Origin of the sequence: Pseudomonas koreensis (assembly GCF_025447595.1) — a bacterium.
In the GTDB taxonomy this organism is placed as follows: domain Bacteria; phylum Pseudomonadota; class Gammaproteobacteria; order Pseudomonadales; family Pseudomonadaceae; genus Aquipseudomonas; species Aquipseudomonas koreensis_H.
In genome coordinates, this window is record NZ_JAOEJU010000029.1 from 54527 (window position 1) to 75753 (window position 21227).

Consider the following 21227-nt stretch of genomic DNA (forward strand, 5'->3'; position numbering starts at 1 on the left):
AACGGCTCAAACGAAGTAGGAAAAAGGCCAAAAGCCAAATTCCAGCCAAGGCTGTCCGACTGCAGTAGTTTTCAAGAGATGTTTTTCAGGGGCTGAACAGTCCTTCTTCCTTAGGGGTGAAACACCTTGGCCAAGATTCTCGTGGTTACATCCGGCAAGGGTGGTGTGGGTAAGACCACCACCAGCGCCGCTATCGGTACCGGCCTCGCTCTGCGTGGCCACAAAACAGTGATCGTCGACTTCGACGTGGGCTTGCGTAACCTTGACCTGATCATGGGTTGCGAGCGCCGCGTGGTGTATGACTTCGTCAACGTGGTGAACGGCGAAGCCAACCTGCAACAGGCCCTGATCAAAGACAAGCGCCTGGAAAACCTCTACGTGCTGGCCGCCAGCCAGACCCGCGACAAAGACGCGCTGACCCAGGAAGGCGTGGAAAAAGTCCTGATGGAGCTCAAGGAGCAATTCGAGTTCGTCGTCTGCGACTCCCCGGCGGGTATCGAAAAAGGCGCCCACCTGGCCATGTACTTCGCTGACGAAGCGATCGTCGTGACCAACCCGGAAGTCTCCTCGGTACGTGACTCCGACCGCATGCTCGGCCTGCTGGCCAGCAAGTCCCGTCGCGCCGAAAAAGGCGAAGAGCCGATCCAGGAACACCTGCTGATCACTCGCTACCACCCGGAGCGCGTCGAGAAAGGCGAAATGCTCGGCGTCGAAGACGTCAAGGAAATCCTCGCCGTGCGCCTGTTGGGCGTCATCCCGGAATCCCAGGCCGTGCTCAAGGCCTCCAACCAGGGCGTACCAGTGATCCTCGATGATCAAAGCGACGCCGGCCAGGCCTACAGCGATACTGTCGATCGCCTGCTGGGCAAGGAAAAAGAACACCGGTTCCTGAATGTCGAGAAGAAGGGATTCTTCGAGCGTCTGTTTGGAGGTAGGTAATGAACCTTTTTGACTTCTTTCGTGCCAACAAAAAGCCAAGTACCGCCTCGGTCGCGAAAGAGCGTCTACAGATCATCGTGGCGCATGAACGCGGCCAGCGCAGCACCCCTGACTACCTGCCATCCTTGCAGAAGGAACTGGTGGAAGTGATCCGCAAGTACGTCAACATCGGCAACGACGACGTACACGTGGCATTGGAGAGCCAGGGCAGCTGCTCGATTCTGGAACTCAACATCACCCTGCCAGACCGCTGAGTCGATCCGGCAGGAACGACGGCGGCTCAGGGCCCTTCCGATACCGGAGGGGCCCTGAGCCGCCGTTGGCATTTGTTACGAGGCTGTTTTAATGCCGTTGTCCAACGTCCAAATCATTCATCAGGACGCCGCCGTTCTGGTGGTGAACAAACCGACCCTGTTGCTTTCCGTCCCTGGCCGGGCCGACGACAACAAGGATTGCCTGATCACCCGCCTGCAGGAAAACGGCTACCCGGAAGCCCGTATCGTCCATCGCCTGGACTGGGAAACGTCGGGAATCATTCTGCTGGCCCGTGACGCCGATACCCACCGCGAACTGTCACGCCAGTTTCACGACCGTGAAACAGAGAAAGCCTACACTGCGCTCTGCTGGGGTCAGCCGGAACTGGACAGCGGCAGCATCGATCTGCCCTTGCGCTACGACCCGCCGACCAAGCCGCGCCACGTGGTCGATCACGAACTCGGCAAACACGCCCTGACCTTCTGGCGTGTGCTGGAGCGTTGTGGCGACTGGTGTCGCGTCGAGCTCACGCCGATCACCGGGCGTTCGCACCAATTGCGCGTACACATGCTGTCGATTGGTCATCCGTTGCTCGGTGACGGCCTCTACGCCCACGAGCAAGCCCTGGCAGCCTGGCCGCGCCTGTGCCTGCACGCGAGCATGCTCAGCTTCACCCATCCACAGTCCGGCGAGCGTTTGCGCTTCGAATGCCCGGCACCGTTTTAAGCGCTGTCAGACCGACTGTGCCCGATTTAAAGGATTTTGTTCCGGATGAGTTGTACTGATTCCCTGGCAACACCCGTCAAGAAGACCCGTCATCAACTGCTCTACCTTATTTACGGCAATCAGGATGTCTACCGGCGTGAAGCCAAGTTCAGCATCCTGACCGCCCTGTCCCAGGCAAAAAACGGCAAGCGTCCGGCGATCAGGATTCTCACTGACCGACCGCAAGACTATGAAGGCTGGCCGGTCGACACCGTGCTGCTTGATGAGTCGACCCTGACCCGCTGGCAAGGCGACAACGGCTATCACCACCGACGCAAGGCCTGCGCCATTGCCGCCGGCCTGCAGTTGGCCGAAAAGACCTTGTTCGTCGACACCGACACCCTGTTCACCAGCGATCCGGGCAGCCTGTTCAAGTACATCGATTCCAATCAGTCGGTGATGGACCGCTTCGAATACGACTGGAAAGATGTTTTCGAGCGACCGGACTACTTGAAACTTGCCCGAGACCTCAGCGCTCATGGTGTCTCCCCGCAGAGCGGTTTCAAGCTCTACAACAGCGGCCTGTGTGGCATCACCGACCGTGACTCGGCGCTGTTCGAGGAATCCATCCGACTGATCGACGAGTGGACCGCAGACGGTTTCGAGATCCACACCATCGAACAGATCGCCCTGTCGTTCGCCATGCGCAAACGGCCGGTGGTCGAGGCGCGCAAGTACATCTATCACTACTTCGCGGAAAAGCGCTTTTTCCACGCGATGCAGGCGTTCTTCTTCGCCCAGCATGGCGAGAAGTTCAGCCAGAGACTGGTAGACCTGTGTGGTGACGTGCCTCGCGTCAAACCTTTCCCGTCCGCCTGGCAGCGCCTGAAGATCAAATGGAAGCTGCGCAACCAGAGCGGTGCCATGCGCAAGGTCGGCCGGGATCTGTTGTACGGCAGCGCCGCGCCGGATCACCCTTACTACAGCGCCTGCCGTCATGAATGGTGGGAATGCGCCTCACGGGAAATCCTGCGCTGGGACGAGAGCCAGCAGAAAAAGCTGCTCAACCAGAGCCGCTGGCCGAAACAACTGCCGCGTCCCGACAAGCCGGAGGACGAAAAAGTCATCATGAAGTACCTGAAAAAACGCGTGGAGGCCGCTCGCTGAGCCGAGCGCTACATGTCATGTCCCAAGCATCAGGCCGATGCGTTAAACTCCCGCCCATTGCTGTCTGGAGCTTCTTATGCGCGAAGAGTTGAACCAAGGCCTGATCGACTTCCTCAAGGCCTCCCCTACCCCGTTCCACGCCACCGCCAGCCTTGTTCAACGCCTGGAGGCCGCCGGTTATGTGCGCCTCGACGAGCGCGAAACCTGGCACACCGAAGCCAATGGTCGTTACTACGTCACCCGTAACGATTCCTCGATCGTCGCGATCAAGATGGGCCGCAACTCGCCGCTGCACGACGGCATCCGCCTGGTCGGCGCCCACACCGACAGCCCGTGCCTGCGAGTCAAGCCACAACCTGAATTGCAACGTCAGGGCTTCTGGCAGCTTGGCGTCGAAGTCTACGGCGGCGCACTGCTGGCGCCGTGGTTCGACCGCGATCTGTCGCTGGCCGGCCGTGTCACCTTCCGTCGTGACGGCAAGGTCGAAAGCCAGTTGATCGACTTCAAGGCACCGATCGCGATCATTCCCAACCTGGCCATTCACCTCAACCGTGAAGCCAACCAGGGCTGGGCCATCAACGCCCAGACCGAACTGCCGCCGATTCTCGCGCAGTTCGCCGGCGACGAACGCGTGGACTTCCGTGCGGTGCTCACCGATCAACTGGCCCGCGAACATGGCCTCAACGCCGACGTGGTGCTGGATTACGAGCTGAGTTTCTATGATACCCAGAGTGCTGCGGTCATCGGCCTGCACGGCGACTTCATCGCCGGCGCGCGTCTCGACAACCTGCTGTCGTGCTACGCCGGCCTGCAAGCCCTGCTGACCGCCGACACCGAAGAAACCTGCGTGCTGGTGTGCAACGACCACGAAGAAGTCGGCTCCTGCTCGGCGTGCGGCGCTGATGGCCCGATGCTCGAACAGACTCTGCGCCGTCTGCTGCCGGAAGGTGACGAATTTGTACGCACCATTCAGAAATCCCTGCTGGTCTCGGCCGACAACGCCCACGGCGTACACCCGAACTACGCCGAGAAGCACGACGCCAATCACGGTCCGAAACTCAACGCCGGCCCGGTGATCAAGGTCAACAGCAACCAGCGCTACGCCACCAACAGCGAAACCGCCGGTTTCTTCCGTCATCTGTGCATGGCCGAAGAAGTGCCGGTGCAAAGCTTCGTGGTGCGCAGCGACATGGGTTGCGGTTCGACCATCGGCCCGATCACCGCCAGCCACCTGGGCGTGCGCACCGTCGATATCGGCCTGCCGACCTTCGCCATGCACTCGATCCGCGAACTGTGCGGCAGCCATGACCTGGCGCACCTGGTCAAAGTGCTGAGCGCGTTTTACGCCAGTCGCGAGTTGCCGTAATCCTTGAAAAAGCATCGCCAGCAGGCTGGCTCCCACAATGGAATGCATTCAAATGTGGGAGCCAGCCTGCTGGCGATGGCAATCGAACAGTCGGCATCACTTCTGGATCCGAACCGGCTCATTTCTGATACACATCAGCACCGTCCATCGAAAACCCACCTAGACTTAAATCATTCCCTTCGACAAGGCTGTCGCCATGATCTCGATGTCTGCGTTCCACTCCATGCTCATTCCCATCCTCTGCGGAATGATTCTGCTGGCCATCGGCTTCAACTTCCGTGACAAGAACGCCGGTGTGTTCGCCATGTGGATCGGCATGCTGATGATCCTGGCCACGGTGGTCTACAAGATCCTGGCCAAACTCAACGAATAAATTTGCGCCCGGCTCGCATTGAATCTGGCGGGCTCGTACACTCGCCCGATCCGCCCCTTGCGAGGTTGACCGCCTAGTGTTCGCTCGTCTTTTTGTCCTGCCCTGCCTGTTCCTTGTCTGCCTGATGACCCTGATGTCGCCGGCGCCTGCCGACGCCGCCGGTCTGCCGGGGCTGCTCACGGGCTCCGGCAATACTCAGCCAGAAGCTCAGGCGCCGCTCGGCCAGTCGCTGGACGAAGTCATCAAGTCGCTGGAAAACGACAAGCAACGCGCCCAGTTGCTGACCGACCTGAAAAAACTGCGCGATGCCACGAAAAAAGCCCAGGCCAGCCCGGAAGAAGGAGTGTTGGGGCTGATCGGCGGCACCCTCGCCACTTTCGAAAAACAGTTCACCGGCGCCGACAGCCCGCTCAATCGCTGGTCCGCCGAATTCGACATGGCTCAGGACGAATTGAAAGGCCTGATGCTGCCGGCCAGCGAATGGCTGCCGATCATCTTTGCCTTCGCCGTGATCCTCGCGGTCTGGAGCCTGCTCGCCGCCGCCCTGATCTGGCTCGGCCATCGGGTACGCATGCGCTTCGGCCTGACTGAAGAACTGCCCCAACACCCCAAGGCCCTCGACATGCTGCGCTTCGCCCTGCGCAAACTTGGGCCGTGGATGATTGCGTTGGTGATCACCGTGTACATGAGCTACGCGCTGCCGTCGTCACTGGGCAAAAGCCTGGCAATGGTGTTGGCATATGCGTTGGTGGTCGGCACCTGCTTCTCGGCTATCTGCGTGATCGCCTTCTCCGTACTCGACGGCCCGCACCGCCATCGCGCGCTATACATCCTGCGCCACCAGGCCTTCCGCCCGTTGTGGCTGATCGGCAGCTTCGCCGCCTTCGGTGAAGCCCTGAGCGATCCGCGGCTGGTAGCCGGCCTCGGCGTGCACCTGGCCCATACTGCCGCCACGGTCGCCAACGTCCTCGCGGCACTGTCGACCGGCCTGTTCATCCTGCGCTTCCGCCGGCCGATCGCCCACCTGATCCGCAACCAGCCGCTGTCCCGCCGCCTGACCCGCCGAGCCCTCAGCGACACCATCGAAATCCTCGGCACCTTCTGGTACGTCCCGGCGCTGGTCCTCGTGGGCATTTCCCTGTTCGCTACCTTCGTCTCCGCCGGCGACACCAGCACCGCACTGCGCCAGTCGCTGATCTGCACTGTGCTGCTGGTCTTGTGCATGGTCATCAACGGCCTCGTCCGCCGCCACGCCCTCAGACCCCAACGCGGCCCAAAACGCCACGCGTTGTATTCCGAGCGCCTGAAAAGCTTCTTCTACACCCTCGCGCATTTGCTGGTGTGGCTGGCCTTCATCGAACTCGGCCTGCGGGTCTGGGGCATGTCACTGATCGGCTTCACCGAAGGCGAAGGCCACGACGTCAGCGTAAAAATCTTCAGCCTGATCGGCACACTGATCTTCGCCTGGCTGATCTGGATCCTCAGCGACACCGCCGTCCACCACGCCCTCACACGCTCGCGCAAAGGCCTGGCCAACGCCCGCGCACAAACCATGATGCCGCTGATCCGCAACGTGCTGTTCGTGGCGATCTTCATCATCGCCCTGATCGTCGCCCTGGCAAACATGGGCATGAACGTCACACCCCTGCTGGCCGGTGCCGGCGTGATCGGTCTGGCCATCGGCTTCGGCGCCCAGTCGCTCGTAGCGGACCTGATCACCGGCCTGTTCATCATCATCGAAGACTCCCTGGCCATCGACGACTACGTCGACGTCGGCGGCCACCTCGGCACCGTCGAAGGCCTGACCATCCGCACCGTACGCCTGCGGGACATAGACGGCATCGTCCACACCATCCCGTTCAGCGAAATCAAAAGCATCAAAAACTACTCCCGCGAATTCGGCTACGCCATCTTCCGCGTGGCCGTGCCGTTCAACATGAGCATCGACGAAGCCATCAAACTGATGCGCGACGTCGGCCAGAAAATGCGCACAGACCCGCTGCAGCGACGCAATATCTGGTCGCCACTGGAATTTCAGGGCGTGGAAAGCTTTGAATCCGGCAACGCGATATTGCGTGCACGGTTCAAGACTGCACCGATCAAACAATGGGAAGTTTCACGGGCGTTCAATTTGTCGCTGAAACGACATCTGGATGAAGCCGGCCTGGACCTGGCGACGCCGAGGATGAATGTGCAAGTGATCACAGCAGGTGGTGGTGGCCAGACCCAGGAATAGACCCCGACCGCCAGGCCACTATCGCCGGCAAACCCGATCGCAAAATGCGGCGCAGCCGCCCCACTCAACACAATGAGCGTTAGCTCGAGTACCGCTTTTGACGTGCCGGCCCCGTTGGGAGGCTGAGTGGAGGGATTTATCCGGGGGTGGGAGCGCAGCGACCGTTTGGCGAAGCCAAACACATCGAGAGGAGGTGCAGCGAAGCAAACCGTAGGCGATGCCCCCGGATCAATCCCGGAGCGAAGGGACGCCGAGCCACAGCGAGGCGCCGAACATTGGGGCAAAGACCTTTGCTTCCTTTGGGGCGTTTGCCAAAGGGAGTCGCTGTAAAAGCGAAACCGTCAGCGGCAGCACCCGAAGAAACGGATATGTACACAGTCAACCCAAAACCTGGTCGGCCCAGCGGCCGCCAAGGTCAAACAACATCAACCCCAACGTGAATCGCATCATGCCGCCAAAACTCCAGATCACAATCAATCAACCGCCCAGCCTGATCATAATTAACCCGAGCAATCCTCAACCCCGGACTCCCCACCGACACCCGCAACGCCGCCGCCGCATCGACCGATAAAGACGTAGGCACAATCTCGAACCGCACCCGCCCATAATGCAAATCGTAATGCCGCGCATAAAGCTCGGTAATCGACTGATTCAAATCAAACTCCAGAATCCCCGGAAAAAACTGCGGATTCAGATAATGCTCCACATACAACACCAACCGCCCATCGATCCGCCGCGACCGGCAAATCTGAATCACGCTCGACAACGCCGGCAACTGCAACCAGGCACAGACCGCCGCTGACGCCGGTTGTAACCGCGCCGAAATAACCTCGGTCGACGGCACCCGCCCCTGCGCACTGACCATCGCGTGAAAGTGACTGCGCTGCATCAGGTTGTAAGCCAGACGCGGTGGTGACACGAACCAGCCCCGCCGCTCCTCGCGATAAATCTGCCCTTGCGCCTCCAACTGCAACAAGGCTTCACGCACCGTAATCCGGGTCGTGCCGAACAGCTCACTGAGCTTGCGCTCGGCCGGCAACTTGCTCCCCGCCGCCAGCAACCCATGGTCGAGTTGCTCCTGAAGGATCTGGCCAATCGCTGTCACCGCTTTTGTTGCCTCATCGCGCATCAACGTTACCTATCTGGACTAGACCAGCACTGTTTCGGGGCAAAACCGCACAGCTATTGCGCCGTTTGATTGTGTTTCAAGCCTAGGCAGTGCAGATGACCGAGAGATGACAAAACTACCGAACGGTCGCCCTGACAACTTGCAATACATCGGCCAAGTCCCTTGCTCTCCGGGCCTTTCAAGCTGGTCTACGCTTACCCGGCAGCCGTCGATACCGGAGAACTAAAAGGCTGGCGGGGCAATTGCCGACATCAAAATGTCATCCAGCCGCCTTAGATTGGCTCAGGTATTGCTGACCTAGACCAACACAAACCGCAATCGCAGCGTTGAACACGACCAAGGAGCTTCGGAATGAAACAGCTTTTCCTGGCAACACTGTTAGGCTCGACCATTGCCATGTGCACCGCCGCCATGGCGGCTGATGATCTGAAAACCCTCGAAGCCGCTGCGAAAGCGGAAGGCGCCGTCAACAGCGTCGGCATGCCCGATGACTGGGCCAACTGGAAAGGCACCTGGGAAGACCTGGCCAAGAACTACGGCCTCAAACACATCGACACCGACATGAGCTCGGCCCAGGAAATCGCCAAGTTCGCCGCCGAGAAAGACAACGCCACCGCCGACATCGGCGACGTCGGCGCTGCCTTCGGCCCGATCGCGGTCAAGCAAGGCGTGGTGCAACCGTACAAACCAACCACCTGGGATCAAGTGCCAGCATGGGCCAAGGACAAGGACGGCAACTGGGCGCTGGCCTACACCGGCACCATCGCCTTCATCGTCAACAAGAAGCTGCTGCACGGCTCCGAAGTACCGACCAAATGGGCTGACCTCAAGGGCGGCAAATACAAGGTTTCCATCGGTGACGTGAGCACTGCCGCACAAGCTGCCAACGGCGTACTCGCCGCAGCACTGGCCAACGGTGGCGACGAGAAAAACCTCCAGCCTGCCCTGCTGCTGTTCGCAGACATCGCCAAGCAGGGTCGCCTGTCGATGGCCAACCCGACCATCGCCACCATGGAAAAAGGCGAGATCGAAGTCGGTGTGGTCTGGGACTTCAACGGCCTGAGCTACAAGGCCAAGATGGCCAACCCGGATGACTACGTGGTGCTGATCCCGTCCGATGGCTCGGTGATTTCCGGCTACACCACCATCATCAACAAATACGCGAAGAACCCGAACGCCGCCAAGCTGACCCGCGAATACATCTTCAGCGACGCCGGCCAGACCAACCTCGCCCGTGGCAACGCCCGTCCGATCCGCGCCGAGCACCTGACCCTTCCGGAAGACGTGAAAGCCAAACTGCTGCCGAACGAGCAGTACAAGAAGGTCACGCCAATCAAGGACGCCGATGCGTGGGAAAAAACCTCCAAGGCCCTGCCGCAGAAGTGGAACGAAGAAGTCATCGTAGAAATGAAGTAAGCCCGTAAGTCCCGCTTCCGGGATTGCTGGAGATCCCTGTGGGAGCGAGCTTGCTCGCGAATGCGGTCTTTCATTCAACATTGATGTTGGCTGACACGACGCCCTCGCGAGCAAGCTCGCTCCCACAGGGGCTCCCGACTGAATCTGAAATTTTCTGTTTCGCGGAGTTTTTGCCCCTATGAAGCACACCGTCATCCTTGTCGTGCTCGACGGCCTCAACTACGAGGTCGCGCGTCACGCCATGGGGCATCTGCAGGCTTACGTTGGCGCAGGACGCGCCGCGCTCTATCAGTTGGAGTGCGAGCTGCCGGCCCTGTCCCGACCGCTTTACGAATGCATCCTCACCGGCGTGCCACCGATCGACAGCGGCATCGTCCACAACAATGTTTCGCGCCTGTCCAATCAGCTCAGCATCTATCACTACGCCCGCGATGCCGGACTGAAAACCGCCGCCGCGGCGTACCACTGGGTCAGCGAACTCTACAACCGCTCGCCTTTCGTGGCGGCACGGGATCGGCATACCGATGACCCGACGCTACCGATCCAGCACGGCCACTTCTACTGGAACGATCACTACCCGGATTCGCACCTGTTCGCCGACGCCGAAAACCTGCGCCTGCGCCACGCCCCGGACTTTCTGCTGATCCATCCGATGAATATCGACGACGCCGGCCACAAGCACGGCCTCGACACCCCGCAATACCGCAACAGTGCACGCAGCGCCGACATCATCCTCGCCGACTACCTGCAAGGCTGGCTCGACGCCGGCTGCCAGGTGCTGGTGACAGCCGACCACGGGATGAACAACGACCGCTCGCACAACGGCCTGCTGCCGGAAGAACGTCAGGTGCCGCTGTTCGTACTCGGTGACGCCTTCAGCCTGAACAGCGAAGCTGCACCGAAGCAGACCGACATCTGCGGCACCGTCTGCGAACTGCTCGGCGTGCCCCACGACAAACCTGTGTGCCGGGAGTTGCTCAAGTGAACTCAATGACTCGCGGCAAATGGCTGGCGGCCCTGTGCCTGGTGCCCTTCGCGCTGTTCTTTATCGTGTTCGAAATCGCCCCGCTGATCTGGGTGATGATCAACAGCCTGCAATCGGAAGAGTTCGGTTGGGGCTTCGCCAACTTCAGCAAGATCTTCAGTTCGAAGTTCTATCTGCAGGCGATCCAGTACAGCCTCGAAATCAGTTTCTGGTCGAGTGTGTTCGGCATCATCATCGCGGTGCTGGGCGCCTACTCCCTGCGCCGGGTCGATTCGAAGCTGCGCAACTTCGTCAATGCCTTCGCCAACATGACCAGCAACTTCGCCGGCGTGCCCCTGGCGTTTGCGTTCATCATCCTGCTCGGCTTCAACGGCAGCATCACGATCATGTTGAAGCAGGCCGGGATCATCGAGGACTTCAACCTGTACTCGAAAACCGGGTTGATCATCCTCTACACCTACTTCCAGATTCCCCTTGGCGTCTTGCTGCTGTACCCGGCATTCGACGCCCTGCGCGAAGACTGGCGCGAATCAGCCGCACTGCTCGGCGCAGACGGCTGGCAATTTTGGCGTCACATTGGTCTGCCGGTACTGACCCCGGCCCTGCTCGGCACCTTCGTGATCCTGCTGGCCAACGCCCTCGGCGCCTACGCCACGGTGTATGCCCTGACCACCGGCAACTTCAACGTACTGCCGATCCGGATTGCGGCGATGGTCTCCGGCGACATTTCCCTCGATCCGAACCTGGCCAGTGCCCTGGCCGTGGTGCTGGTGGCGCTGATGACCCTGGTGACCGTCGTGCATCAACTGCTGCTGAAGAGGAGCTACCATGTCTCGCGCTGAATCCGGCCCGGCCGGCGTCTACCACCGCGTCGTGGTCTATCTGTTGTTCGCCATTTTGCTGCTGCCGTTGCTGGGCACCTTGATCTACTCGATCGCCAGCAGTTGGTCGGCCACCATCCTGCCCAGCGGTTTCACCTTCAAGTGGTACATCCAGCTGTGGAGCGATCCGCGCTTCCTGCACGCCTTCGGCCAGTCACTGCTGGTGTGCGTCGGCGCGCTGATTCTGTCGGTGGTGCTGATCCTGCCGCTGCTGTTCGTGGTGCATTACCACTTCCCGAAACTCGATGCGCTGATGAACATCCTGATCCTGCTGCCCTTCGCGGTGCCGCCGGTTGTGTCATCGGTGGGGCTGTTGCAGCTCTACGGTTCCGGGCCGTTCGCGATGGTCGGCACACCATGGATCCTGATCGGTTGCTACTTCACCGTGGCGCTGCCGTTCATGTACCGGGCGATCACCAACAACCTGCAAGCGATCAACCTGCGCGACCTGATGGACGCCGCCCAACTGCTTGGCGCCAGCACTTTTCAGGCAGCCTTCCTGGTGGTGCTGCCGAACCTGCGCAAAGGCCTGATGGTCGCGTTGCTGCTGTCGTTCTCGTTCCTGTTCGGTGAGTTCGTGTTCGCCAACATCCTGGTCGGCACCCGCTACGAAACCCTGCAGGTCTACCTAAACAACATGCGCAACAGCAGCGGTCACTTCACCAGTGCGCTGGTGATCTCCTACTTCTTTTTCGTGCTGGTCCTGACCTGGGTCGCCAACATCTTGAACAAGGACAAAAGCGAATGAGCTATGTCAGCGTCCAACACCTGCAAAAAAACTACGCCGGCACCACGGTGTTCAGCGACATCAACTGCGAAATCCAGAAGGGTGAATTCGTCACCCTGCTCGGCCCGTCCGGTTGCGGCAAATCCACACTGCTGCGTTGCATCGCCGGCCTGACGCCGGTGGATGGCGGCAAGATTCTGCTTGATGGCGTCGACATCGTGCCGCTTACCCCGCAGAAACGCGGGATCGGCATGGTGTTCCAGAGCTACGCGTTGTTCCCCAACATGACCGTGGAGCAAAACGTCGCCTTCGGCCTGCGCATGCAAAAGGTCAACGCCGACGACAGCCAAAAGCGGGTTGCCGAGGTGTTGAAACTGGTGGAACTCAACGATTTCGCCAGTCGCTATCCGCATCAACTGTCTGGCGGTCAATGCCAGCGTGTAGCCCTCGCCCGTTCACTGGTGACCCGTCCGCGCCTGTTGCTGCTGGATGAACCGCTGTCGGCCCTCGACGCGCGGATTCGCAAACACCTGCGCGAACAGATCCGTCAGATCCAGCGCGAACTGGGTCTGACCACGATCTTCGTCACACACGATCAGGAAGAAGCCCTGACCATGTCTGACCGCATTTTCCTGATGAATCAGGGAAAGATCGTACAAAGCGGCGACGCCGAAACCCTCTACACCGCACCGGTCGACGTGTTCGCCGCCGGCTTCATCGGCAACTACAACCTGCTGGATGCCGAGAGTGCGTCGAAGCTGTTGCAGCGGCCGATCAACCACCGCATCGCGATTCGCCCGGAGGCCATAGAACTGAGCCTCAGCGGTGAGCCCGATGCGCAAATCCGCAGCCACAGCCTGCTGGGCAACGTGATTCGCTACCGCGTCGAAGCCCGGGGTGTGGAGCTGGTGGTGGATGTGCTCAACCGTTCGGCGGCGGATCTGCATCCCGACGGTCAGCGCCTGTCACTTTCCATCGATCCCACCGCCCTGTGTGAGGTAGCCTGATGACTTTGCTGACACCCAAGAGGGAACTGAACTGATGGCCCTGGCAATTTTTGATCTGGACGAAACCCTGATCCACGGCGACTGCGCCACTCTCTGGAGCGAGCAGATGGGGCGCCTGGGCTGGGTCGATCCCGAGTCGTTCATGCGCAAGAACAACGAGCTGATGGACGCCTACAGCCATGGCAAGTTGCGCATGGAAGACTACATGGAGTTCAGCCTCGAACCGCTGATCGGCCGCACTCCGGAAGAGGTCGAGCATCTGGTCGGCCCTTGGGTTGAAGACTTCATCGAGCCGATCATCTTCAGCGACGCCACCAAGACCATCGCCGCCCACCGCAAGGCCGGCGACCGGATTCTGGTGATCTCGGCCTCGGGCACGCACCTGGTGAAACCGATTGCCGAACGACTGGGCATCGACGAGGTACTGGGTATCGAACTGGAAGTGGCGCATGGCGTCTACAGCGGACACACCGTGGGCACCCTGACCTACCGCGAAGGCAAGATCACCCGTTTGCTGGAGTGGCTGGATGCCGAAGAGGAAAACCTTGAAGGCGCGAGTTTCTATTCCGACTCGCGCAATGATCTGCCGCTGCTGCTGAAGGTGGATTACCCGCATGTGGTCAATCCGGATCCGGTGCTGCTTGCAGAGGCCGAGAAATCAGGCTGGCCGATCCACCTCTGGAAGTAGTCGGAGACCACTGTGGGAGCGAGCTTGCTCGCGATTGCGATCTGTCAGTCGCTGACTATGCCTCTGACGGACTGCCATCGCGAGCAAGCTCGCTCCCACAGGTTCGGCGTTTTCAGCTCAGGCTGTCGTCGATCACCAGTACCAGCTTCCCGGCGACCGTGTTGCTCGCCAGCTCGGCGAATGCCGCCTCGGCATCCTTGATCGCAAAGGTCTTGGCCAATTGCGGCTTCAGGCGACCTTCGGCAAACAGCGGCCACACGTGCTGGCTCAGATCGCTGAACAGATCGGCCTTGAATTGATCGTCACGGCTGCGCAGGGTCGAACCCAGCAATTGCACCCGCTTGGCCAATACCTGGGCCAGATCCAGTTTTGCCTCGCGGCCGCCCATCAGACCGATCAGCACCCAGCGCCCGTCCTGCGCCATCAACTTCAGATTCAACGCCGAATAATTGCCGCCCACCGGATCCAGAATCACATCGAACGGCCCGAAATCCCGCAGGCTTTCCAGATCGTCGGTGCGAACCACCCCGCCCTGGGCCCCCAGCGATTCGCAGTAGGCCAGTCGCTCAGCCGAGCCGACGCTGACCCAGCATGGATTGCCGAAAGCCTTGCACAGTTGAATCGCGGCTGAACCGATGCCACTGGCCCCGGCATGCAGAAGAACTTTCTCACCCGGTTTGAGCGCAGCGAGTTGAAACACATTCAGCCAGACGGTCGCGTACACCTCAGGCAACGCAGCGGCTTCGACCAGCGATACGCCCTCTGGAACCGGCAGTACATGCCGTCCGTCGACGACCACCTCTTCTGCCATCCCGCCCCCGGCCAGCAAGGCGCAAACCCGGTCACCGACCTGCCAGGGCGAACCTGCGCCGACCTCGCTGATCACCCCGGAACACTCGAGGCCCAGCACCTGGCTGGCACCGGGAGGGGGTGGATAAAGTCCGGCTTTCTGTAATAAATCCGCGCGATTGAGGCCCGCTGCCGCCACTCGGATGCGAACTTGTCCTACGTCACATGTAGGACTTGGTTCATCAACCCATGCCACTTGACCTTCAACGCCTTGCAATGCCTTCACAGTGCCTCCATAGTGAGTCTGGACTGAGCCCGAAGCTGTAGCGCCGGGCTTTTTGCATTATGCGACCGGCCCTGGGGTCTGAACGAACGCTGAACAGCAGTTATCGTACAGAGCGTAGAGGTACCGGCGACTTCAAAGACGGCCTAATATGCGTTATCAATTGTCCCCGCGTCGAATCAGCATGAAGCATCTGCTCCCCAGCACCGCCCTCGCTCTTTTCATCGGTATCGGTCTGTTGCCGGTGTCGGGCAGCACATTCGCAGCCAACAGCTGGGACAAGTTGCAGCCTGATCGCGACGAAGTGATCGCCAGTCTGAACGTCGTCGAGTTGCTCAAGCGTCACCACTACAGCAAGCCGCCGCTCGACGATGCGCGCTCGGTGATCATCTACGACAGCTACATCAAGCTGCTCGACCCGTCGCGCAGCTATTTCATGGCCAGCGACATCGCCGAATTCGACAAATGGAAGACCCAGTTCGACGACTTCCTCAAGAGCGGCGACCTCAACGCCGGTTTCACCATCTACAAGCGCTACCTGGACCGCGTGAAGGCGCGTCTGGACTTCGCCCTTGCCGAGCTGAACAAAGGCGTCGACAAGATGGACTTCACCACCAAGGAAACCTTGCTGATCGATCGCAAGGACGCTCCATGGCTCAAGTCCACCGCCGAACTCGATGACCTGTGGCGCAAACGCGTCAAGGACGAAGTGCTGCGGCAGAAGATCGCCGGCAAAGAGCCGAAGCAGATCCAGGAAACCCTGACCAAGCGCTACAAGAATCAACTGGCGCGTCTGGACCAGACCCGCGCCGAAGACATCTTCCAGGCGTACATCAACACCTTCGCCATGTCGTACGATCCGCACACCAACTATCTGTCGCCGGATAACGCGGAGAACTTCGACATCAACATGAGCCTGTCCCTCGAGGGCATCGGCGCCGTGTTGCAGAGCGACAACGACCAGGTGAAAGTCGTGCGCCTGGTGCCGGCAGGCCCGGCCGACAAGACCAAGCAGGTTGCTCCGGCCGACAAGATCATCGGCGTTGCCCAGGGCAACAAAGAGATGGTCGACGTGGTCGGCTGGCGTCTGGACGAAGTGGTCAAGCTGATCCGTGGCCCGAAAGGCACCGTGGTCCGCCTGGAAGTCATCCCGGCCAGCAATGCGCCGAACGACCAGACCAGCAAGATCGTACCGATCACCCGTGAAGCGGTGAAGCTCGAAGACCAGGCCGTGAAGAAGTCCGTGCTGAACCTGAAACAGGACGGCCGCGACTACAAGCTCGGCGTGATCGAGATTCCAGCGTTCTACCTCGACTTCAAGGCCTTCCGTGCCGGCGATCCTGACTACAAGAGCACCACTCGCGACGTCAAGAAGCTGCTGACCGAACTGCAGAAAGAGAAAGTCGACGGCGTGGTCATCGACCTGCGCAACAACGGCGGCGGTTCCCTGCAGGAAGCCACCGAGCTGACCAGCCTGTTCATCGACAAGGGCCCTACCGTGCTCGTGCGTAACGCCGATGGCCGGGTCGATGTGCTTGAAGATGAAAACCCGGGCGCGTTCTACAAAGGCCCGATGGCGCTGCTGGTCAACCGTCTGTCCGCTTCGGCTTCGGAAATCTTCGCCGGCGCCATGCAGGACTACCATCGCGCGCTGATCATCGGTGGCCAGACCTTCGGCAAAGGCACCGTACAGACCATTCAGCCGCTGAACCATGGCGAACTGAAACTGACCCTGGCCAAGTTCTACCGGGTTTCCGGTCAGAGCACCCAGCATCAGGGCGTACTGCCGGACATCGATTACCCGTCGATCATCGACACCAAGGAAATCGGCGAAAGCGCCCTGCCGGAAGCTATGCCGTGGGACACCATCCGCGCGGCGATCAAACCGGCGAGCGATCCGTTCAAGCCGTACCTGGCCCAGCTGAAATCCGAGCATGACACCCGTTCTGCCAAGGACGCGGAGTTCGTGTTCATCCGCGACAAGCTGGCTCTGGCGCAGAAGCTGCTGGAAGAAAAAACCGTCAGCCTCAATGAAGCCGAACGTCGTGCCCAGCACGCCGACATCGACGCCAAGCAACTGGCGATGGAGAACATCCGTCGCAAGGCCAAAGGCGAAGAACCGCTCAAAGAGCTGAAGAAAGAAGACGACGACGCCCTGGCAGCCGCCGAGCCGGACAAGGTCAAACCGGAAGACGACGCCTACCTGAGCGAGACCGGGCGCGTGCTGCTGGATTACCTGAAGCTGAGCAACCAGGTCGCAAAGAAATAAGGTGATGGCAATTTAATGCTTACGATCCCCGGATCGTCATCAAACAGTCATCATTCTGTCGTGCAATAAAGGACTGGGAGCGGTTCTCTTCATCGAGAACGCTCCCAGTCCTTTTTTTATCGCCAGAGATTGCCATGACCACGACCGAACAGCTGAGTGCCTTGAGCTCGATCCTGACTCAAAGCGGATTACACAGCCTGTTCCAGCCGATCATTTGCCTCTCTGAACGGCGCATTCTCGGCTACGAAGCCCTGACCCGCGGCCCGTCCAACAGCCCGCTGCACTCCCCCATCGCCCTGTTCGCCGTGGCCCGCCAGGCCGGGCGCTTGAGCGAACTGGAAATCGCCTGCCGCCAAAGCGCTTGCCGCCGTTTCAATGAACAACAACTGCCGGGCAAGCTGTTTCTCAACGTCTCTCCCGAATCCCTGCTCGAAGCCGCTCACCAGCCAGGGCGAACCCTGCAGTTGCTTCAGGATTTTGGTATTCCGCCAAGCCAGGTGGTGATCGAACTCACCGAACAGACGCCGATCGATGATTTCCAGTTGCTGCAAACTGCGCTGCATCACTATCGAGCCATGGGGTTTTCGATTGCCCTCGATGATCTTGGGGCCGGTTATTCGAGCCTGCGCCTGTGGTCGGAGCTGCGACCGGATTACGTGAAGATCGACCGGCACTTTATCGATGGCATTCATCAGGACGCGTTGAAGCGAGAGTTCGTCGGATCGATTCTGCAAATCGCCAAAGCCTCTCGGGCCCAAGTGATTGCCGAGGGCATCGAGTTGCCGGAAGAACTGGCGGTGCTGACCGAAATGGGGGTGGATCTGGTGCAGGGCTACCTGCTCGGCCGCCCTCAGGAACACCCGCCGCGCGATGCCCGCGCCTTGATGCCCAAGCACGACAGCAGCGCCGTGGCGCTGAACGATGAAGGCAGCGACCTCAGCGCCCTGCTCAACGACCAACCGGCCGTTAATCGCGACACGCCGACCGCTACCGTACTGGAAGCCTTCCGCCGTCAGGCCAACCTGAACTCACTGGCGGTGCTCGACGAACAGGGTCAGCCATGCGGCATTGTCCACCGTCACTCGTTATCCGATGCGCTGCTCAAACCGTTCGCCACCGACCTGTTCGCCCGCAAACCGATCAGCCGCCTGATGAACGACGACTTCCTCGCGGTGGAAATGAGCCAGTCGCTGCAACAGGTCAGCCGCCTGATCACCAGCCGCGCCCGTCAACGCATCGAAGAAGATTTCATCATCACCCTCAACGGCAGCTACCTGGGCCTGGGTCGTGTGATTGACGTGCTCAAACTGATTACCGAACTGAAGATCCAGCAAGCCCGATACGCCAACCCACTCACATTGCTGCCGGGGAATGTGCCGATACAGCAATGCCTCACCCGGCTACTGCAACAGGGGCGCGAGTCGGTCATTTGTTATGTCGACATCGACAGCTTCAAACCCTTTAACGATATCTATGGGTATGGGCGTGGGGATGAGGTGTTGTTGTGCCTGGCGCAATGCCTCAACGAACGCGTCGACCCGTCTCGCGATTTCGTCGGGCATATTGGAGGGGATGATTTTCTGTTGGTGCTCGGCCCGGAGGATTGGCGCAAACGGCTGAACCAATTGCTTGATGACTTTCAGAGCCAATGCCGGCGTTTCTACCGACCTGAGCACCTTGAAGCTAGTTGTTTTGTTGCGCCGAACCGCCAAGGTATTCGTCAGGAGTTTCCGTTGCTTTCATTGTCCATTGGCGTGGTGCATTTGCACCCTGAAGCGTGTGCGCAACTGGATGCGAGTCAGTTGGCGGAGATGGCTTCGCAGGCGAAGCATCATGCGAAGAATGTTCCGGGGTATAGCGTGCATTTGATTGATAGCCTGTTCGCTCAGCCACCTGTAGAAGCACTTACACTTGGACATCGGTGATTCGACATAACCGTATTCGTGCAACCAGCATCTTCACCCTATGAATGCCCCCAAAACCTACAAAACCGCAGCGAGCACCAAGTCGCGGTCACCAAGTTGATGAGTCTTCTTGGCTGGCTTTGTAAAGCTCTTCCATCCACGCTTCGGACAACTGGAAGTACATGCTTTCGAAAAACGCCTTTGGATCACTCATCTCATCCCAGCCGTCTGGTAGCAAGGAGTGAGAGTATGGATCATGCTCCAGTACCTCTTGAAAGACATCACCACTTTCTGCAAGCGCCTCTCCCAACACAGCAAACAAAACGAACTTATGCCGATGGCTCAGTTTCGAAAACCGCTTGATGACGTACCTGGATATTAAAATACTTCTGTCTGATGGATCCTCAGGATCGTACGCAGCCAGCGTCTCACCCAAGCTTTCTTCGCGATCATACGTATCAAACCCACCGAGAAAGTGAGATAACCTTGGACGATAAGGAATATCAAGATAAGGATGCATTAACATTATGCTTTCTCTATTGGATAAAGAGCCCAAGGCTTTAGCGTCTCGAAATCAAATCTCATTTCAAAACCATACATTTCAGAGATGTAGCGTGGGTCAGATGGATTGGCAGGATTTGGCTCATATCCTTCACCTATATTTTCAGTCTTCATTCTCACTACCAAATTCCCCATACTATCCTCTCCCGTGAAGCGAGGCATTTTTCTGGACTCTCTTGTCATCGCCTCGTTATATGCATTCATCTGTGCTTTGTGGCTCAAAAAGCGAGAGCTGTGAACACCCCGACACTTTCCAGGCTTAACAGAATTCGCATCATCAATTTGTAAAAAAACTTCATTATCAACTTGGACTCCTGGCTTACGCCCAGCACCAAAAAACGACAGGAAAAACCGAAAAAAATCTTTAATCACAGCTACTCCACAACCAAACAACTTAATCCATCTCACAGCATTTCATAAAACTTCACGTCGATATCTTGAAAGACATTCTAGAAGCACGATCATAAACTGCCTCCTGTCTTCCACCTCATCATCAAAGTAGGTTGTCATCCTTCCAAAAACCCGCTCAAAATCATCGTCTTCATTTAAGAAGTATCTAACAGTCTCGATTAACGAATCCTGCTCATTTGTTGTGTATTCAAAAAACTCAGCGCGCAACAAATCGTCAAACAGCTCGGCAAGCTCTAATCGGCTATTCACATCCTTCGAAACTATCAATCTCTCTCTAGCATCATCCGTCGTATTCTCTATATCAAAAACAAAAAGCAAATTTTTAATATCTACAATTTTATATAACTTATTCATTAGTCAAAATCCGTATAAGCTGTCCTAACACGCTGCTGCGGCGTAAGAATCACCACAGCCTTTGATTGCCTACCATATTCAAGGCTTCCTTTCTTATACCCTTCACCAATAATTTTACCCATATCAATAGGTCTCTTGGAAACTTGTAAATTCGTATACTTAAAAATCAATTGCGCTCTATAGATCGCATTCAACTGATCCCTATGACTCAAAAAATGTGTTGCTGCAGACGGAATTTTTGGTTCCCCATCCTTACTACCACCAATGTATCTCTCTATTTCACCCGTGGTGGGATTCCTGCCTGAATTCAACCTTTCAAGTTGAGACCCCGATGTAGTTTGAGCACCATGCTTTTCCAAAAAATGCTCTCCATTATCTGCATCTTCCATTTCATATAAACGCCGATAAGCATTCTCCTCCGCCAACTCATCAATCCGCGCCCGTCGTTCTTGCGCGGTCATCTTCGGTAGTGGTGGCTCCCCTTCATTAACGACCGAGCCAGTTGTCCCATGTTTCACTGGTCGACACGGTTTTTTCGGCGGCGGACAGTTAGAGGTCAACCCCAACGGATCCACCCACCCCGTCGGATTCGGCACGTACTGGTACTGGTTCAGTCCACCCGCCAACTTCACCGGATCCGGCGTCAGATACCGTCCCACGTCCGGGTCGTAATACCGGTGCCGGTTGTAATGCAGCCCGCTTTCGTCATCGAAGTACTGCCCCTGAAAGCGCAGCGGCTGGTTCAGGTAGTCCTCGGTCGCCAGTTCCAGCGAGGTAACCTT

21 protein-coding genes are annotated in these 21227 nt (G+C 58.5%); 15 read left to right on the top strand and 6 right to left on the bottom strand.

The window, feature by feature from the left end:
* The first annotated feature begins 126 nt into the window (after positions 1 to 126).
* The 7 genes from minD to N8H71_RS25825 all read left to right on the top strand — a co-directional run bounded on the left by minD (position 127) and on the right by N8H71_RS25825 (position 7041).
* Positions 127 to 939 carry a septum site-determining protein MinD gene (minD, locus tag N8H71_RS25795; protein ID WP_085690474.1) on the top strand — a complete coding sequence of 271 codons (813 nt, stop codon included), beginning with the start codon at positions 127 to 129 and terminating at the stop codon, positions 937 to 939.
* Complete coding sequence (gene minE, locus N8H71_RS25800; protein WP_007960071.1) at positions 939 to 1193, top strand: cell division topological specificity factor MinE; 255 nt, start codon at positions 939 to 941, stop codon at positions 1191 to 1193. Before minD ends, minE begins: the two co-directional genes overlap by 1 nt.
* A 91-nt stretch (positions 1194 to 1284) precedes the next feature.
* Complete coding sequence (locus N8H71_RS25805) at positions 1285 to 1920, top strand: RluA family pseudouridine synthase (RefSeq protein ID WP_007960072.1); 636 nt, start codon at positions 1285 to 1287, stop codon at positions 1918 to 1920.
* 45 nt (positions 1921 to 1965) lie between these two features.
* Positions 1966 to 3066 carry a hypothetical protein gene (locus N8H71_RS25810; protein WP_262196157.1) on the top strand — a complete coding sequence of 367 codons (1101 nt, stop codon included), beginning with the start codon at positions 1966 to 1968 and terminating at the stop codon, positions 3064 to 3066.
* 76 nt (positions 3067 to 3142) lie between these two features.
* Positions 3143 to 4432 (top strand): M18 family aminopeptidase, encoded by a 1290-nt coding sequence (locus N8H71_RS25815; protein ID WP_007960074.1) that lies wholly within the window; start codon positions 3143 to 3145, stop codon positions 4430 to 4432.
* Between the two features lie 196 nt (positions 4433 to 4628).
* A complete protein-coding gene (locus tag N8H71_RS25820) occupies positions 4629 to 4805 on the top strand; it encodes a hypothetical protein (RefSeq protein ID WP_007960078.1) in 177 nt (58 codons plus the stop codon).
* 76 nt (positions 4806 to 4881) lie between these two features.
* Complete coding sequence (locus tag N8H71_RS25825) at positions 4882 to 7041, top strand: mechanosensitive ion channel family protein (protein ID WP_262196158.1); 2160 nt, start codon at positions 4882 to 4884, stop codon at positions 7039 to 7041.
* A gap of 415 nt (positions 7042 to 7456) precedes the next feature.
* On the opposite strand, the gene N8H71_RS25830 is transcribed toward N8H71_RS25825, so the two are convergent.
* A complete protein-coding gene (locus tag N8H71_RS25830; RefSeq protein WP_085701120.1) occupies positions 7457 to 8170 on the bottom strand; it encodes a UTRA domain-containing protein in 714 nt (237 codons plus the stop codon).
* Between the two features lie 351 nt (positions 8171 to 8521).
* Between N8H71_RS25830 and N8H71_RS25835 the strand changes: the two genes are divergently transcribed.
* The 6 genes from N8H71_RS25835 (at position 8522) to N8H71_RS25860 (ending at position 13874) form a co-directional block, all read left to right on the top strand.
* Positions 8522 to 9586: an ABC transporter substrate-binding protein gene (locus tag N8H71_RS25835; RefSeq protein WP_230736423.1), complete on the top strand. Its 1065-nt coding sequence runs from the start codon at positions 8522 to 8524 to the stop codon at positions 9584 to 9586.
* 178 nt (positions 9587 to 9764) lie between these two features.
* A complete protein-coding gene (locus tag N8H71_RS25840; protein WP_262196159.1) occupies positions 9765 to 10571 on the top strand; it encodes an alkaline phosphatase family protein in 807 nt (268 codons plus the stop codon).
* 5 nt (positions 10572 to 10576) lie between these two features.
* Positions 10577 to 11413, top strand: coding sequence for an ABC transporter permease (locus N8H71_RS25845; RefSeq protein WP_162130491.1), 837 nt, complete (start codon positions 10577 to 10579; stop codon positions 11411 to 11413).
* Entirely contained in the window at positions 11400 to 12200 is an 801-nt protein-coding gene (locus tag N8H71_RS25850) for an ABC transporter permease (RefSeq protein ID WP_169429500.1), read from the top strand. Before N8H71_RS25845 ends, N8H71_RS25850 begins: the two co-directional genes overlap by 14 nt.
* Positions 12197 to 13186 (top strand): ABC transporter ATP-binding protein, encoded by a 990-nt coding sequence (locus tag N8H71_RS25855; protein WP_262196160.1) that lies wholly within the window; start codon positions 12197 to 12199, stop codon positions 13184 to 13186. The genes N8H71_RS25850 and N8H71_RS25855 overlap by 4 nt, the downstream gene beginning before the upstream one ends.
* A 34-nt stretch (positions 13187 to 13220) precedes the next feature.
* On the top strand, positions 13221 to 13874 hold the full coding sequence (locus N8H71_RS25860) for an HAD family hydrolase (protein WP_262196161.1): 654 nt from the start codon (positions 13221 to 13223) through the stop codon (positions 13872 to 13874).
* 112 nt (positions 13875 to 13986) lie between these two features.
* On the opposite strand, the gene N8H71_RS25865 is transcribed toward N8H71_RS25860, so the two are convergent.
* A complete protein-coding gene (locus N8H71_RS25865) occupies positions 13987 to 14949 on the bottom strand; it encodes a zinc-binding dehydrogenase (protein WP_262196162.1) in 963 nt (320 codons plus the stop codon).
* 181 nt (positions 14950 to 15130) lie between these two features.
* Here N8H71_RS25865 and N8H71_RS25870 point away from each other — a divergent pair, with 181 nt between their 5' ends.
* Together N8H71_RS25870 and N8H71_RS25875 are read left to right on the top strand one after the other, a co-directional pair.
* The gene (locus tag N8H71_RS25870) at positions 15131 to 17215 is read left to right on the top strand and encodes a carboxy terminal-processing peptidase (protein ID WP_262196163.1); all 2085 of its coding nucleotides are present in this window, start codon (positions 15131 to 15133) and stop codon (positions 17213 to 17215) included.
* Between the two features lie 134 nt (positions 17216 to 17349).
* Positions 17350 to 19140: a bifunctional diguanylate cyclase/phosphodiesterase gene (locus N8H71_RS25875; protein WP_262196164.1), complete on the top strand. Its 1791-nt coding sequence runs from the start codon at positions 17350 to 17352 to the stop codon at positions 19138 to 19140.
* Positions 19141 to 19228: 88 nt separating this feature from the next.
* Here the strand turns inward: N8H71_RS25875 and N8H71_RS25880 are convergent, their stop codons facing one another.
* The 4 genes from N8H71_RS25880 to N8H71_RS25895 form a co-directional block, all read right to left on the bottom strand.
* The gene (locus N8H71_RS25880; protein WP_262196165.1) at positions 19229 to 19645 is read right to left on the bottom strand and encodes a hypothetical protein; all 417 of its coding nucleotides are present in this window, start codon (positions 19643 to 19645) and stop codon (positions 19229 to 19231) included.
* Positions 19645 to 20052 carry a hypothetical protein gene (locus tag N8H71_RS25885; protein WP_262196166.1) on the bottom strand — a complete coding sequence of 136 codons (408 nt, stop codon included), beginning with the start codon at positions 20050 to 20052 and terminating at the stop codon, positions 19645 to 19647. The genes N8H71_RS25880 and N8H71_RS25885 overlap by 1 nt, the downstream gene beginning before the upstream one ends.
* Before the next feature lie 42 nt (positions 20053 to 20094).
* Positions 20095 to 20445, bottom strand: a complete 351-nt coding sequence (locus tag N8H71_RS25890; protein WP_262196167.1) for a hypothetical protein — start codon at positions 20443 to 20445, stop codon at positions 20095 to 20097.
* On the bottom strand, positions 20445 to 21227 hold a 783-nt coding region (locus N8H71_RS25895; protein ID WP_262196168.1), incomplete at its 5' end, for an RHS repeat-associated core domain-containing protein. The genes N8H71_RS25890 and N8H71_RS25895, both read right to left, overlap by 1 nt.